Here is a 16079-nt window from a genome sequence, read left to right on the forward strand (position 1 = left end):
TTAGAACACCCCTAAATTTCCATTTATTCTGGCTCGTCTCTCTACAAGCCGGTAGTAGGCAAGAGAAATAACGAGATAAAAGACGGTTAACATCAGCAGTGCTCCCCAAGCAACAATAAGCTCATCCTGTTTCATATCCTTCCTGCTAATGATTCTTAGTAATTCTATGGCCCAAGTAGGGGGCAGCACCCAGGATAAAGGCTTGACCCAGTCCGGAAGTACGGAGACGGGAAACATGAACCCGCATATGAGATACACCGGATATTCCAACATGTTCATCAGGGCATAAGCCTGACGGGACAGCGTAAAAGACATAGCAAGAAAGAAGGAGAAGACCGACAGCGCGCATAGGACAAATAGGTAAGCAAGTATGAATTGCAACGGATGCCCAATAATCACTGGAACGCGGTAAATGACGATTAAATAACAATAAGAAATAAGCATGGATAATGTTCCCCATAGGGTGTTGGCTATAATTTTGCCGGCCAGCGTAAGCCCGAATGGGATAGGGGCTGTGAACAACAGTTCTAAAGTTCCATAGTACTTCTCACGGTTAACATCACTGGCTGAAGAGAATACGATGGAGGACCAAAGGGTAATGAACCCGGAGCCCAGCACAACATACTGAAAAATTTGCTCCGCAGAGGAATTTCCGTATACCAATATCGCTATGGTCGAGAACAGGAATGGCATCAGGAAGATAATAAACTGGAACATTGGACGGGCGAGCGAGAGCTTCATATGTACTTTAATCGTATGGAGTAAGGATCTCAGATCCGGGGTAAGGGTGTAACTCATGAGGCATCCCCGCCTAATATTTGAATATAGACATCCTCTAAAGTAGGCGTTGTAATCGACAAATTCGCCATTCTTACCGGGCCTGCAATATGATACAGCTCCATGATGAGCTCTTGGGGAAAGCGGGTTTGAATTCGCAATCGCTGCAGCTGCTCCGGCTGATCAATTTGCAGATGGAGGGTTGCCGGATGCGCCGTGATTATCGCCTGTTCCTCCTCCGTAAATTCAGAGATGCTGCAGGTTACAACGGAAATTTGATCGATTCGCTTCTTAAGCTCCTCTGGAGTGTCCAGTACAGAAATCAGCCCTTTATCAATAAAAGCGATCCGGTCGCAGAGCTCATCTGCTTCAGGCATGTAATGTGTAGTAAGCAGAATCGTCGTGCCCTGGCGCTTTAAATTATGCAGAATATCACGCAGCTGCCTTGCGCTCACCGGGTCAAGCCCGATCGTCGGTTCATCCAGGAACAGAATTCTCGGCTCGTTCACCAAACCGCGGGCAATCTGCAGCTTTTGCTTCATGCCTTTGGAGAAGGTTTCGACTCTGCGGTGGGCAACTTCGCTCAAACCTACCAGCTCCAGCAATTGTGGAATCCGGCTCTTCTGCACCTGGCGGGGGACTTTATATAAATCTGCAAAATAAGCGAGATTATCATAGGCTGATAACCGCCAATACAGATTGCGCTCTCCGCCGAGAATAAAGTTGATCTGTGAGCGCAGCCTCTTGAATTCCTTCACGGGGTCAAGCCCGAGAATACGAACCTCGCCGGATGTCGGCGTTAGCAGTGTGGTCAATATTTTAATCGTTGTTGTTTTACCAGCGCCGTTTGGACCTAATAACCCGAGAATCTCCCCTTCACGCACAGAAAAGCTGATACCCTGAAGAGCCTCGACGACCTTTCGCTTTCTTCTGAAAATCCCTTCCTCGGTTTGATAGGTCCGCTTCAAATTATGCACCTGAATGATTTCTGTGCTCATGTAAGATGATCACCTTTCTTATATAAGATAAACGTCTTATATTAAAATAGCATCTGATTTCTGTTTTAGGCAAGTACATTTTTGTGATGAAATGAAAAACGACCACCCGGTTAACGGATGATCGTCTAATTCACAGCTATTCCATTTGCACAAAAGAACTCAGCTCTTGCAGCAGCTTCCCGAACCTGGAATGATCAAGCTCGAAATATTTAATGTTGCCAACCTTCTCCTCAACGATCAAGCCGGCTTGCTTCAATATTTCCAAATGATGCGAGATCGTCGCAGTCGTTAAATCGAGTGTGTTCGCAAGCCTTGCCCCGTACTCCTTGTGCTGATGGAGAATCCGCAGAATCATAATGCGGTTCCGATCAGATAATGCCTTCAGCTGCTTCTCCAGTTCCAGGCTTCGCTCCAGGGTATTCATTGGAGCGTTATAACAGCCATAAATAACGATGCAGTTATGTTTATCGAATATCCGGATATGATGGGGAGTCAGGAAATAAGAAGGGATGAAGTAAAACGTCTGGTAGTTACTGACTCTGCGAAACGTTTTTTCCATCAGCTTTTGCGCTAAGTGAAGCGGCTCCAGTCCGAAGGCTTGAGCTTCTTGAATGGCAGCCTCATATAAGCCTTGTTTGGCCTGCAGATGCCCGCGAAAGACAGCGGAGTCTGTTATCTCCTGCAGCAGGAGCTGGATCGATGCGCGGATCGGCTTGATTTCAGTGAACATGACCTTCATGAAATCCGGCTTATCGCCAAACATGGAGGCTGCATTGACCCCCAGATCAGCAGTTGTATCCGGATGGAGCAAAGCTTCAGCGATCTGCTGCTGTGGCACTTCCCCGCCAAAAATATAGAATAGATAAGACTCGTCAGACAGCCCGGAAATTTCATCCAGGAATAACGCCATATCATTGAAATGGGGAAACGGAATAAAAAACTCATACAGGTACATAAAATCCCAACGGCTTCTTATTCTCCAGCTAGTAATAAAGGCATTGGCCTCAGCAGATAACGCTTGATGCAACAGCTCATGCTCATGCTGTGCATAGGAATGCTGGTCAGCCTCGGTATAACTTGATAATAATGCAATAGCTTCCGCTACAGAAGAGATTGTATGTATAACTGTCTTAGTAACGTTGTTCTCACTCTGTTCGAGCGCCAATGGACATCCCCCTTTACTCTCATTTCAACATAAGAGATGAAACTTCTTTTGTCAAATTGCCGGTGCGCGCTTATATCTTGACAGCAACAATTCAAACATGATAACTTTACGGTAGATTAATAAAGGCAATGTAACCTTAGGGTTCAACCTCGCTGAGAAGTGGGGTTGGACCCTTTTTGCATTCCCGAACCAGAGGAGGATTCAGATGTTGAGAACAGAGTTGCTGCTGCAGCGGCTGGACGAAATCGGTAAGTCACTGGAGCGTACGGGCGATGCTCTATTATTATTAGGTGTTGGTTCCGTTGGGGTCGAGACGGCACGGATGGATGAGTATTCAGATTTGGATTTCTTCGTTATTGTGAAGCCGGGAGTGACCCGGAGATATATCGACCAGTTGGATTGGCTCGAAGCCATACAGCCTCTTGCCTATGCCTTCAAGAATTCGGACCTTGGATATAAGGTGTTGTTCGAGGATGGTATTTTCGCGGAATATGCTGTATTCGAGGAATCGGAGCTGGCGGATGCCGCTTACACGGAGGGCCGGGTGATATGGAAGAATCCGGACTTTGCCAATTCGGCAATCGCCAGACCTTTAAGACCGCTCCCTTCCCCGAAGGAGGATTCCCTGGACTTTCCTTTGAACGAAGCCTTAACCAATCTATACGTAGGCCTCGGACGTTATGCAAGAGGTGAGCGTCTATCCGCTACGCGGTTTATTCAGGGACATGCGATAGACAGGATTCTGTCTGTACTCCATCTGCTGGAGGACGAGATTGATTATTATCCCGACCCGTTTGGAAATGAAAGACGGCTCGAGAAGAGATACCCCCGTTTTGCAGAGATTATCGGCGGGATGATTCAGGGATACGATCATGTGCCCGAATCGGCACTATGCATTCTGGATTTCTTGGAAGAGGTGTATCCGGTCAATCCAAGGTTAAGCGATGAGATCCGGCGGTTAGCCAAGCTAATGTAAAGTAACGGCCTTGCTTCCTGTTATGGGAAAGAAAGGTTCTTGAATTTCTTTCCCGAAATGCAGGCGGGGTGGAATTTGTGGTATCTTATTTCCGTTCAAAGAAATAAACGATTTAACGAAAAGGGGTGATTTCCGTAGACCAGGAACTTGTAGCTGCTCTTGCCATCGAATTTAGGAACTCGCTCAAGGTGCTGAACGCGGTCGGAGATGAGACCAGCAGGCCATCCTGTTGGCCTTGCTTCAAGGGCCGCAGAATCCCGGCATGCGTGTAGGTGAGATAAGGGTGGAAACCCACTTATCCCGTTCGGCCGTTTCGCATCATCTGAAAATATTGAAAGGTGCACAGATTATAAGCGTCCGGAAAGAAGGAACACGTAACTATTATCGTCTGGACACCGGAAGCAAGCTGATGTTGTTGAAAAGCTTAGTAAGCGAATTGGAAAAGGCCCTTGTACAATGTGACAGTTAAGCATCGGGGCCGTAATCCGGAAGAAAAAGGGAGGAGACCGTCAATGAATCAGACAGTTCAAGCCGTGAACGGGGTAAACATTCCTCAACTCGGGTTCGGCCTCTATAAGATCAAGAATGGGGAAGCCTTTGAGCGGACGGTAGAGAATGCTATCCGGAGCGGGTACCGCCATTTCGATACAGCGAAAATTTACGGCAATGAAGCGGCACTGGGCCGGGTCATCCTGCACAGTGGCATTGACCGTGAGGAGTTCTTCATTACCTCCAAAGCCTGGACGACGGATCTTGGGTATCATGCGACGAGAAAGGCGTTCGAGCAGACTTGCCGGAAGCTGAACGTAACGTATCTCGATATGTATCTGATCCATTTCGCCGGTCCTCATTATGCAGCAGCCTGGAAGGCGATGGAGGAGCTGTACGATGAAGGAAGAATCAAAGTCATAGGTGTTGCCAATTTCGGGATACGGCATCTGGAGCAGCTCAAGAAGAACGCCCGGATCATGCCGATGGTGAATCAGATCGAAACTCATCCTGAATTCCAACAGAACGAATTGTATGACTATATGGTTCAGAACCGGATTCTTCATGAGGCGTGGGGGCCGCTAGGGCAGGGAAGCAAGGTGCTGCTGGAGCATCCTGAGCTGACAGCCATCGCCCGCTCTCACCGCAAGTCGGTTGCGCAGGTCATTTTGCGCTGGCATCTGGAGCGCGGGAGTATTGTGATCCCTAAGTCGTCAAATCCGCAGAGGATCCAAGAGAATAGCGAAATTTACGACTTTGCACTGAACCGGGAGGAAAGGGATCGGATCCGGCGGTTGGACAAGGGGAAGAGATATTCCGTAAACCCGGCAGGTCTTATGGTTAATCCTGTGTATGTGACATTCATGAAGCTATTCATTCCGAGGTGACTCCGCATATAGACAATGAACATAGAGAAGAGGCCAGCCCGCGAGGGGATGGCCCTGGAGGTACCGGGAATTGCCCGTAATGATGTATTGCGGCAGACGTATCTTAAGTAGTCAGGGTGTTTTCGTTCTCTCCGCCAGTGTAGTAATTGACTTAATATCCTCATCGGTTAACTGGTCCAGAAAATGCTTGCGTATTGCCTTCGAGACTATGGGAAGGGCTGCCTCCAGGGCGGATCGGCCGGCAGAAGTAATGATGATTTGTACACCCCGGTCTGTGTCCAGCGGTTTTCTTAGCACGAGACCCCGTTTCTCCATCCGCGTCAGATGATGGGATAACCGGCTTTTATCCCAGTCCATAGAGTCAGCCAGCTCCTGTTGGCGAAGCTTGCCTTCCCCGAATTGTACCAGCCGGTCCAATACTCCGAAATCGCCCTCGGATAGCCCTGTATGCTCAGACATCTCTTTCACAACGCGGCCAAAGATCCGTTTGAACGAGCCCTTCCACATATTCCATATTCGCATTTCATCTTCGTGTAATTCGCTCATATTGTCCATAGGAGGATCATAGCATGGTTGACGTATCAACCACAAGATGCTATTGTATGTTTGTTGGTTGACACGTCAACCTGAGGATTCATAAACATATAGGAGTGTGACTATTCAATGGAATATGTGAAGCTTGGACGAAGCGGCTTGGACGTATCGAAGTTAAGTCTTGGAACCATGAGCTTCGGGGTACCTGAACGCGGCAATACCCCGTGGTCGTTGAATGAAGAGAACAGCAGACCGATTATTAAAAGAGCAATCGAATTAGGCATTAACTTTTTCAGTACTGCTAATATGTATTCCGATGGTACCAGTGAAGAGATTCTCGGAAGGGCCATAAAGGATTTTGCCCACCGGGACGAAGCTGTGATTGCCACGAAGGTCTTCGTTCCAATGCGTAAGGGTCCGAATGCTATGGGGCTTTCCCGTAAAACCATAATGACCGAAATTGATAACAGTCTACGACGGCTTGGAACAGACTACATTGACCTGTATCAGATTCACCGCTATGATCCGAATACGCCGATTGAGGAGACGATGGAGGCTCTCCATGACTTAGTGAAGGCTGGCAAGGTTAGGTACCTTGGAGCATCCTCCATGCTGGCATGGCAGTTTGCGAAGGCGCAGTCCACCGCAGAGCGAAACGGCTGGACACGATTTATGGCTATGGAGAATAGACTTAACTTGCTCTACCGGGAAGAGGAAAGGGAAATGCTCCCGCTTTGTAAAGATCAGGGCGTAGGCATCACTCCTTACCTGCCTCTGGCCGCGGGCCGGTTAACCCGGGATTGGGATCAACGCACCGAACGATCAGATAATGACCAGGTAGCCAAGGCGATGTTTATCAGAACGGAAGAAGCAGACCGCAAGGTTGCACAGAGAGTTGCCGAGGTTGCGGCGAACCGTGGACTTCCGCGCGCACAGATTGCCCTTGCCTGGCTGCTGCACAAGGAGGAGGTTACTGCTCCGGTCATCGGGTCGACCCGCATCAGCCAGCTTGAAGATTCGGTTTCGGCATTGTCTGTTCAATTGACACCTGAAGAAATCACAAGCCTGGAAGAACTTTATATCCCTCATCCAATGATCTAAATAGACTGAAGTTGTAATAAGAATGTGATTCTCCTATATAAAAAAGAAGAAGGGCGCCGGAGCTGCGCCCTTTTTTCCTGAAATATAAGAATTTATATGTTTCACATGATAACTTATCCTTTTATTTCTCGCTGAAACGGTACCGTCCTTACAAAAGGACGGCAAAGCCGTTTCTACTTGTTTGTAACATTTTTAACGCGACAGCTCTGCAAAAGCATGTTATTGTATAATCAATTACCGACAGACAGTCGGTCGTTACAACTTAAGGAGAACTAAACCATGAGAATTGTAAAAGAAGCCGAAATACGCAGAAATGAAATCCTTGACGCAGCAGAGGCTCTTTTCGGACAGAAGGGCTTTGACGGCACCAGCACGGGCGATATTCTGAGCAAGGTCGGCATTGCACGGGGGACGCTATATTATCACTTCAAGTCGAAGGAGGATATTATGGATGCGCTGATTGATCGGACGAATGTCAATATACTGGGGGCTGCGCAGCACATTGCCGCTGACAAGAGCATACCTGTCATTGACCGGATTCTCCGCGTGGTTATGGCACTGAACATTAGCGGCGGAAGCGGAAGCAGCACGGAAATCATGGAGCATATCCACAAGCCGCAGAACGCGCTTATGCATCAGAAAATACAAAAGGCCATCATCAGCGGTGTTCCGCCGATTCTGACGCCGATTATCTGCGAGGGCATTGAGAAGGGAATGTTCAACACGCAGTACCCGTATGAATGTATGGAAATGGTTGTGATCTATGCGAATACGATTTTTGATGATGACATGGTTGAAATGACGGATGAGGTACGCATGTCACGGGTACTTGCGTTTATTTCGAATGTAGAAAGGCTGCTCGGGGCCGAAAGCGGAAGTCTGATGAGCGTAATGCATTTGTTCGGTAACGGAGAGGAAGCCAGAGATGAAAACGGCGAATAGATCAGGCAAAGGGTTCAGTAAATTTCTGCTGCTCTGGTCAGGGCAGCTGATTTCAGCAATAGGAAGCGGGCTTACCTCGTTCGGGCTGGGCATTTATATTTTTCAGCAGACCGGTCAGGCATCCGCGATGGCACTGGTAACTTTGCTGGCGTTTCTGCCTTCCCTGTTATTAAGTCCACTAGCGGGGGTGCTTGCGGACCGCTATGACCGTAGGCTGCTGATGGTACTGGGCGACAGTCTTTCCGCAACCGGACTTATTTTCATACTGATCTGTTTACTGAACGGAGAAGCGCAGCTGTGGCAGATTTGTGCGGGAGTGACTATTAGCTCGGTGTTCTCCTCACTGCTTGATCCGGCTTATAAGGCTACGGTTACGGATCTGCTCAGCGAGGAGCAATACACGAAGGCTAGCGGTTTTGTTCAAGTGGCGGGTTCGGCCAAATATCTCATTTCGCCTGTCATCGCCGGATTTCTGCTCGCGGTTACAGATGTGAAGCTGCTGCTGGTGATCGACATCTGCACATTTTTCGTAACCGTTGCTGTAACGCTAGCTGTACGCAGCGGTCTTTCCCCGAAGAGCTCCGGGCAGGCACAACCCTTTATCCGTGAATTCAAAGACGGCTGGAGAGCTGTTTCCGGTAACCGGGGCGTGCTGGTGCTTGTGGTTATGACCTCTGTAATGACATTTTTTATTGGTTTCATTGAGACCCTGTCCATGCCGATGATCCTGACTTTTAAGGACAGTGCGGTATTAGGTACGCTTGAGACTATTATTGCTTCGGGGATGCTTGTGTCGAGTGTGATTATAGGAATGCTGCCGCTCAAGAAGGGTTTTGTCAAAATCCTGTCAGTGTCACTCTTTTGCTCGGGAATAAGTATGGCGGCTTTCGGACTCCGTGAGAATATTGTGCTGATTGGCATTTCAGGGTTTCTCTTTTTTGCCATGCTGCCATTCACGAACACAGCCCTGGATTATCTGGTCCGCACCAACATCGATAATTCCGTTCAGGGAAGAGCCTGGTCACTGATCGGACTGGTTTCACAACTGGGGTTTGTCGCCGCATATACGCTGGCGGGTGTGCTGGCAGATTATGTGTTCACTCCATTGCTGGTGACAGGCGGAGTGCTTGCAGGCAGCGTGGGGAGGGTCATCGGCACAGGCAGCGGGCGGGGCATGGGACTGCTCATTATTATCGCAGGGCTGCTGTTAAGCGTAGCCTCGCTCATCATTTATCATTTGAAATCGATTCGAAGCCTTGAGAACAGGGGTGACATATGTACTACCGAATAATCCGCAATGATATTCTCAAAAGCAAAGGGACCACTCTGACCACGATGATATTTGTGGCGGCCGCTGCGATGCTTGTTTCTCTGTCAGCAATCCTGATCGTCAATCTGTCCGGAGCCATTGATACGCTCATGAAGCAGGCCGGAACACCACATTTCATGCAGATGCATTCCGGTGAACTGGATAAGTCGCGGTTTACCGCTTTTGCCGAGCAGAACAGCAAGGTTGATAAATTTCAAGTGCTTGATTTCCTCAATGTTGAAGGTGCGAGGATTGTAATCGACGGCCAATCGCTTGCGGACAGCGTTCAGGATAACGGCTTCAGCACGCAAAGCGGGAAATTTGATTATCTGCTGGACCTGGACGGGAACGTGATTACGGCAGCTGACGGTGAGGTCTATGTTCCGGTAAGCTATATGAAGGATGGCTCAGCAAAAGTGGGGAGTACGGCCAACGTCGCCGGCAAGAATTTCACTGTAGCAGGATTTCTGCGTGATTCACAGATGAACTCGCCGCTCGCCTCGTCGAAGAGATTCCTTATAAGCCAGCATGATTATGCGGAAATTCAGGGTTTCGGAAGCACAGAATATCTGATTGAGTTCAGACTCAGAGATCTGTCCATGCTTGGCGCATTTGAAACAGACTACACCACTGCAGGTCTAGAAGCCAACGGACCAACCCTAACCTATCCCCTGTTCAAAATGGTGAATGCTATTTCCGACGGACTTATGATCGCGGTCATCCTCCTGGCAAGTGTGCTAGTTGTTGTTATCGCATTTATGTGTATACGTTTTACACTCCTTGCAACTATAGAGAGCGATTACCGTGAGATCGGTGTGATGAAAGCCATCGGATTACGTGTTTCTGACCTGAAGAAGATCTATCTTGCGAAATACGCAGGTGTGGCGGCGCTGGGCAGTGTTCTCGGATTTGCGCTTTCGTTCCTATTCAGAGGTCTGCTGCTTGAGAATATCAGGTTATACATGGGGGAGAGTGAGAACTCTGCGCTTGCCTTAGGCTGCGGAGTCATTGGCGTACTGCTTGTATTCCTTGCGGTTACCGCTTATGTGAACAGGGTGCTGACACGCTTCCGGAAGATTTCCCCTGCAGAAGCCATCCGCTTCGGTACTTCACAGGAACAACTGGCGGGCTCGAAGCGTTTCAATCTGAGCGGGAACCGGCTGCTGAATACGAATGTTTTTCTAGGTATCAAGGATGTCCTGTCGAGGAAAAGGCTATATGGCACAATGCTCGCTGTACTCATAATTTCTGCATTTATAATGATTGTTCCCCAGAACCTCTACAATACGATTGCCTCCAAAAGCTTCATCACCTACATGGGAATCGGAGACAGTGATCTGCGCCTGGATATTCAGCAGACCGGCAATATTACTGAGAAGGCTGCTGATATTGCTCAGGTCATGGAGAACGACACAGCCATCTCCCGATACGCTGTACTTACAACACAGGCTCTCAAGGTGAAGCTGGAGAATGGATCAGTGGAACGGTTAAAGGTTGAGATCGGTGACCATTCAATTTTCCCTGTAGCCTATTCTGAAGGACGTGGGGCGGCTGCAGAGGACGAAGTTGCCCTCTCGGCTGTGAATGCTGATGAGCTGGGCAAAAAGGCTGGGGATCCCATTACACTGTTGGTTGACGGGGAACCCAGGGAGCTTACAGTATGCGGAATTTATTCGGATGTTACCAATGGCGGAAAAACGGCCAAAGCCGTATTCACCACGAATTCAGCGGAAGCCATGTGGTCCGTTATTTATGCGGAGCTTGCAGATCCATCGCTAACCGGCAGTAAGGTAACCGAATATGCGGACCGCTTCAATTATGCGAAGGTGTCGGGGATTGATGAATATGTTACACAGACCTTCGGCTCTACCATCAGCTCAGTCGGTAAGGCCTCCCGGTTAGCCATTATCGTGATGCTGTTCATCAATGTACTGATTACGCTGTTGTTTATGCGGATGCTTGTGGCCAAGGACCGGCATGCCATTGCCGTCATGAAGTCACTCGGGTTTACGAATTCGGATCTGACTGTACAATATTTCTCACGTTCGGTATTCGTGCTGCTTATCGGGATGGTTCTCGGCACATTGCTGGCAAACACGCTCGGGCAGGTACTTGCGGGTGTACTGATTTCCTCGTTTGGAGCTTCATCGTTCAAGTTCGTGATCAATCCGCTATCGGCGTATGTATTATGTCCGCTGATGATGGCAGGCTCAGTGCTGATCGCCACGATTATCGGTACAGCAGGAACAGGACGAATTCAAATATCCGGGAATATTAAGGAGTAGGTCATGGAGATGAAGAAGATGATTACCGGTATAAATATAACCAAACATTACGGCACCGGTGATGACAAGCGTAATGTTCTGGACGGAGTGTCTATCGAAATTAAAGAAGGGGAGTTCGTGTCAGTTATGGGACCTTCGGGCTCTGGTAAGTCGACGCTGATGTTTGCGCTGAGCGGAATGGAGCGGATGGACGGCGGACGGGTTACTTTTGACGGCAGGGATCTGGGGACACTTGCGGAGAATGAGCTTGCTGACCTGCGCAGAACGGGAATGGGCTTTGTGTTTCAGCAGCCGACACTAATGAAGAACTTGAACATCCTGGATAATATTATCCTTCCATCCATGCGTGACAACAGACGAAACGCCGCAGGGATTACAGAGCAAGCAAGGCAGCTTATGCAGAAGGTGGGAATCGCGGAGCTGGCGAAGCGGGATATTACGCAGGCCTCGGGAGGGCAGCTTCAGCGTGCAGGGATATGCCGCGCATTGATGAGCAGCCCGAGAATTATATTTGGTGACGAGCCGACCGGTGCGCTTAACCTGAAAGCTGCCCAGGAGATCATGGACCTGCTGTCCGAGATCAATGCGGAGGGTACGGCGGTCATGCTGGTCACTCATGATGCAACGATTGCAGCGAAGACGGAGCGGATTATGTTCATGTGTGACGGCAGAATTGTGAGCGAAATGCGGCTGCCAAAATACAGCGGCAAGGATATTGAGGAGCGGGTGAACAAGCTCACGGCGAAAATGCGGGAGATTGGTATTTAGTGAAAATGAACGATTAGCGCAGGCTATACGTATTATAGTTATTTGCTAACACCAATGAAGAGGTGAGAGGAAATGCTGACGATCAAACATTTTACGAAGAGTTATAAGGGCGGAAAAAAGGCAGTGGATGACCTCAGTTTAGTGGTCGAGCGGGGCGATATCTATGGCTTCATCGGTCACAACGGGGCGGGCAAAACAACGACTATCCGCGCTGTAGTGGGCGTGCTTGATTTTGAAGAAGGGGAAATTGAAATTGATGGAATCTCCATTAAAAAAGATCCGTTAGCCTGCAAGGCGAAACTTGCCTATATTCCGGATAATCCCGATCTGTACGATCATCTTACCGGCATTCAGTACTTGAATTTCATCGGCGATCTCTTTGGCGTATCCAAGGCAAACCGTGAGCGGCTCATCCAGAAATACAGTGATGCTTTTCAGCTTACGGCCAATTTGGGCGATATGATCTCCTCGTATTCTCACGGGATGAAGCAGAAGCTCGCCATCATCTCCGCGCTCATTCATGAGCCTAAGCTCTTAGTGCTCGATGAACCTTTTGTAGGCCTTGATCCCAAAGCTGCGCATACGCTGAAGACCATCATGGCTGAGCTGTGCAGCAGCGGCGGGGCGATCTTCTTCTCGACACATGTGCTGGATACGGCCGAGAAGATTTGCAATAAGATCGCGATCATTAAGGGAGGCCAGCTGATTGCCCATGGTAGCACTGAAGAGGTGAAGGGCAAGAATAGCCTTGAGGAAGTATTCATGGAGCTGATCGACAATGATTAATATCTGGAGGTTAACGAAGCTGCAGCTGATGTCCTCCTTCGGCCTTAATAAAGCACTGCATACCAAAGATCCTGCAGAGAGACGCAAGGCGCTGCTGCTCAGCCTAACAATTATCGCTGGTGTACTTATGATAGGAGCGATGTCTTTCAGCTACAGCTTCATGATGGCTAAGGCTTTTGAAGAGCTCGGACGGATGGATTTGCTGCTGGCCATTATGATGGCTGTCACTTCGATGGTCGGGTTCTTCACAACGGTCTATAAGGCCAGTGGTGTATTATTCAGCTATAAGGACTATGATATGGTGATGTCGCTGCCGGTGAAGACGAGTCATGTTGTTGCGAGCCGTGTGCTTCAGCTATATGTGATGAATCTGTTTTTCACCCTGCTGGTTATGCTGCCGGCCGGTACGGTATATGCGATGCAAGTGAATCCGGGTGTGATTTTTTATCTGTTTTTTCTAATGACGCTTCTATTCATCACCTTACTGCCGATTATAGCGGCAACGATTATTGGCTCATTGATCAGCTGGATATCTTCAAGGTTTAGAGCAAGCAAGCTGATTAGTATACTCTTCACTTTTGCCTTCATTATTGTACTCATGCTGGGTTCATTTAATCTTAACGGAGACGAGCAGGAGCTTGCGGATTTAGGGGCTGGGCTGGGTGATGCGATCTTTAAGCTGTATCCTCTGGCTTCCGTGTATGTGGATGCTGTCTGCTCGTACCAGGTACCTTCATTGATCTTCTTTATTGCTCTGTCTGTACTTGCATTTGTACTCTTCTCCACAGTGCTGGCAACACGGTACAAAGCTATCCATACGGGACTAATGACAAGCCACGCAGGCAGCAAATATACTATGAAGCCGTTGCAGGCAAATTCTGCATTCAAGGCGTTGTATCTCAAGGAGCTGCGCCGCTACTTCAGTTCTACTAATTATGTGCTGAACACAGGCATTGGTATGGTTCTGTTACTGGTAATGTCGGTTTCCTTATTGTTCCTCAGTTCAGAGAAGCTCGGAGCCTTGCTTGAAATTCCGCAATTATCACAGTATTTGAGCACGCTGAGTCCGCTTGTGGTTTCCTTATTTGTGATTATTAGCTGCACCACGGCAAGTTCGATTTCGCTTGAAGGGAATCATCTGTGGATTTTACAAAGCTCGCCCGTCTCTAAACCTACCATTATCCTCAGTAAAGTTGCCGTGAATCTCACCCTTACGTTGCCAGTCATTGCCGTAAGCTGGGTACTGCTTATCTATACACTGGGGACTGGATGGGCCGAAAGTATATTAATGCTTGTGATCCCAGTGATCTACGCTTGTTACTCTGCCATGCTGGGCGTTATTGTGAACCTGAAGCTGCCTAAGCTGGAATGGACAAATGAGGTTGCGGTAATCAAGCAGAGTGCAGCAGTGCTGGTGTCGATGATTCTCGGATTCATCAGTCTGGCTGCTCCAGCGGCTCTATTCATGCTTCTTAGTAATGTGAATGGAAATCTCCTTATGCTGATATACGCAGTTATAATGGCAGGGGGCTGCGCCGGAATGTACAGGTATATACGGGTTAGCGGGGAGCGGTTGTTTCAGAGGCTGTAGCACACAAAAGAAACCACTCTTAAAATAGGATTAAACCTTTCTAAGAAGTGGTTTCTTTGTGTTGTCTATGAACAAAGCTCATCATAGCCCCTCATGTTAATCTATTAAGGTTTAGTAACGCAGGCCATAAAAACCAGTATCATCGCATGCGCATCCGGGGAACGGGCTGGAGGATGGCATCCATATCCGTTACTGACATTCTGGAAATTATACGTTGAGTTACGTACGTTCACCGATATTCCTCCCACCAGTCTATTTTATATCATGTATGGACTTGATAATTTTACCATATCACCCGCTTAGGCTAAACTCCGCTCCATGGATCTATTTATATCGTCCGATCCTGGATTTGACCTGGGCAAGCAGAGGTGCAGCTAGGGCTCTTGCCTTCCGGGCACCTTCACTCAGGATCGCGTCGATCTGCTCTGGCGCTGCCATTAACTCATTGTATTTGTTCCGGGGTTCCTCCAGTGCAGCATTAACCACCTGAAACAGCTCCTGCTTAGCCTCACCCCAACTGATGCCGCTTAGATATTGGTTCCTGAAATCCTGTACTTGAGCGGGAGCCGCAAACTCTTTGTACAGCAAGAAAATATTAGACGTATCCGGGTCTTTCGGTTCCTCGGGAGGTGTAGAGTCTGTTTTGATTTTGCTGATCAGCTTCTTCAGGTTCTCTGGTGTTTCGAACAGCGGAATCGTATTATTATAGCTTTTGCTCATCTTCCGCCCGTCCAGCCCTGGAATCACGGATGTGTTCTCATCGACCCTATAATCAGGCAGCTTGAAGGTATCCCCATAAATCCGGTTGAAGCCTTCGGCAATATCCCTGGCGATCTCCACATGCTGAATCTGGTCTTTACCGACAGGGACCTTGTCTGATTGAAACAGCAGAATGTCCGCTGCCATCAGAACCGGATAAGTGAACAGGCCCATATTGACTCCGGTATCCGCATCCACGCCTGATTGAATATTTTGTTCATGAATGGCTTTGTACGCATGGGCACGGTTCATTAGACCTTTGGACGTCAGGCAAGATAGAATCCAGTGAAGCTCGAAGATCTCCGGCACATCAGATTGTCGATAAAAGATTACCCGCTCCGGGTCCAGTCCCAGTGCCAGCCATGTAGCTGCGATACCATAAGACAGATTACGAAACTCGTCTCTGTCCTGTATGAAAGTTAATCCATGATAGTCAGCGATAAAATAAAGCGCAGTACAATCACTGGCCCCGGCGAGTTGCAGTGCAGGCTTGATCGCTCCGATGTAATTCCCCAGATGGACTTTGCCCGTAGGCTTAATTCCGGTTAATACAATTTCCTTACTCATGTTATCCCTCCGTTTATGTATCAAAAAGGGGTCCTCTCATCCTGAAAAGGACGAGAGAACCCCGTGGTACCACCTTAATTAGCCCGGATTGTGATCCGGACCCGCTTAAACGTATCGTGACATCGCTATATGCCCTGAATACGCG

At 48.5% G+C, this 16079-nt stretch carries 14 protein-coding genes, 1 pseudogene and 1 other annotated feature (1 of these 16 running past the window's edge); of the genes and pseudogenes, 10 read left to right on the forward strand and 5 right to left on the reverse strand.

Features of this window, described 5'->3' with window-relative positions; genetic code table 11:
• The 3 genes from R50912_RS12935 to R50912_RS34160 form a co-directional block, all read right to left on the reverse strand.
• On the reverse strand, positions 1–798 hold the full coding sequence (locus tag R50912_RS12935; RefSeq protein ID WP_042235315.1) for an ABC transporter permease: 798 nt from the start codon (positions 796–798) through the stop codon (positions 1–3).
• Entirely contained in the window at positions 795–1775 is a 981-nt protein-coding gene (locus R50912_RS12940; protein WP_042235317.1) for an ABC transporter ATP-binding protein, read from the reverse strand. Before R50912_RS12940 ends, R50912_RS12935 begins: the two co-directional genes overlap by 4 nt.
• A 136-nt stretch (positions 1776–1911) precedes the next feature.
• Positions 1912–2940, reverse strand: a complete 1029-nt coding sequence (locus tag R50912_RS34160) for an ArsR/SmtB family transcription factor (protein ID WP_052416276.1) — start codon at positions 2938–2940, stop codon at positions 1912–1914.
• Between the two features lie 205 nt (positions 2941–3145).
• On the opposite strand from R50912_RS34160, the gene R50912_RS12950 reads away from it, so the two are divergent.
• The 3 genes and pseudogenes from R50912_RS12950 (at position 3146) to R50912_RS12960 (ending at position 5292) form a co-directional block, all read left to right on the forward strand.
• On the forward strand, positions 3146–3916 hold the full coding sequence (locus tag R50912_RS12950) for a hypothetical protein (protein ID WP_042235319.1): 771 nt from the start codon (positions 3146–3148) through the stop codon (positions 3914–3916).
• A gap of 125 nt (positions 3917–4041) precedes the next feature.
• Positions 4042–4385 (forward strand): annotated as a pseudogene (locus tag R50912_RS12955) (ArsR/SmtB family transcription factor).
• Positions 4386–4428: 43 nt separating this feature from the next.
• Entirely contained in the window at positions 4429–5292 is an 864-nt protein-coding gene (locus R50912_RS12960; protein ID WP_042235321.1) for an aldo/keto reductase, read from the forward strand.
• Between the two features lie 111 nt (positions 5293–5403).
• Here the strand turns inward: R50912_RS12960 and R50912_RS12965 are convergent, their stop codons facing one another.
• Positions 5404–5814 carry a MarR family winged helix-turn-helix transcriptional regulator gene (locus tag R50912_RS12965; RefSeq protein WP_231637846.1) on the reverse strand — a complete coding sequence of 137 codons (411 nt, stop codon included), beginning with the start codon at positions 5812–5814 and terminating at the stop codon, positions 5404–5406.
• A 141-nt stretch (positions 5815–5955) separates the two neighbouring features.
• On the opposite strand from R50912_RS12965, the gene R50912_RS12970 reads away from it, so the two are divergent.
• The 7 genes from R50912_RS12970 (at position 5956) to R50912_RS13000 (ending at position 14608) form a co-directional block, all read left to right on the forward strand.
• Complete coding sequence (locus tag R50912_RS12970) at positions 5956–6927, forward strand: aldo/keto reductase (protein WP_042235325.1); 972 nt, start codon at positions 5956–5958, stop codon at positions 6925–6927.
• Between the two features lie 279 nt (positions 6928–7206).
• Positions 7207–7869, forward strand: a complete 663-nt coding sequence (locus R50912_RS12975) for a TetR/AcrR family transcriptional regulator (protein WP_042235327.1) — start codon at positions 7207–7209, stop codon at positions 7867–7869.
• Positions 7853–9160, forward strand: coding sequence for an MFS transporter (locus R50912_RS12980; RefSeq protein WP_042235329.1), 1308 nt, complete (start codon positions 7853–7855; stop codon positions 9158–9160). The genes R50912_RS12975 and R50912_RS12980 overlap by 17 nt, the downstream gene beginning before the upstream one ends.
• Positions 9145–11463, forward strand: a complete 2319-nt coding sequence (locus R50912_RS12985; protein ID WP_042235331.1) for an ABC transporter permease — start codon at positions 9145–9147, stop codon at positions 11461–11463. Before R50912_RS12980 ends, R50912_RS12985 begins: the two co-directional genes overlap by 16 nt.
• A gap of 9 nt (positions 11464–11472) precedes the next feature.
• Positions 11473–12231 (forward strand): ABC transporter ATP-binding protein, encoded by a 759-nt coding sequence (locus R50912_RS12990; RefSeq protein WP_197073116.1) that lies wholly within the window; start codon positions 11473–11475, stop codon positions 12229–12231.
• Positions 12232–12303: 72 nt separating this feature from the next.
• Positions 12304–13017, forward strand: a complete 714-nt coding sequence (locus tag R50912_RS12995) for an ABC transporter ATP-binding protein (protein ID WP_042235334.1) — start codon at positions 12304–12306, stop codon at positions 13015–13017.
• Entirely contained in the window at positions 13010–14608 is a 1599-nt protein-coding gene (locus R50912_RS13000) for a hypothetical protein (protein ID WP_042235336.1), read from the forward strand. Before R50912_RS12995 ends, R50912_RS13000 begins: the two co-directional genes overlap by 8 nt.
• A gap of 324 nt (positions 14609–14932) precedes the next feature.
• Here the strand turns inward: R50912_RS13000 and R50912_RS13005 are convergent, their stop codons facing one another.
• The gene (locus R50912_RS13005; RefSeq protein WP_042235338.1) at positions 14933–15934 is read right to left on the reverse strand and encodes a tryptophan--tRNA ligase; all 1002 of its coding nucleotides are present in this window, start codon (positions 15932–15934) and stop codon (positions 14933–14935) included.
• Between the two features lie 43 nt (positions 15935–15977).
• Positions 15978–16079: a binding site (T-box leader), on the reverse strand (it continues 157 nt past the right edge of the window).

Source organism: Paenibacillus sp. FSL R5-0912, assembly GCF_000758605.1.
GTDB lineage: Bacteria > Bacillota > Bacilli > Paenibacillales > Paenibacillaceae > Paenibacillus_AQ.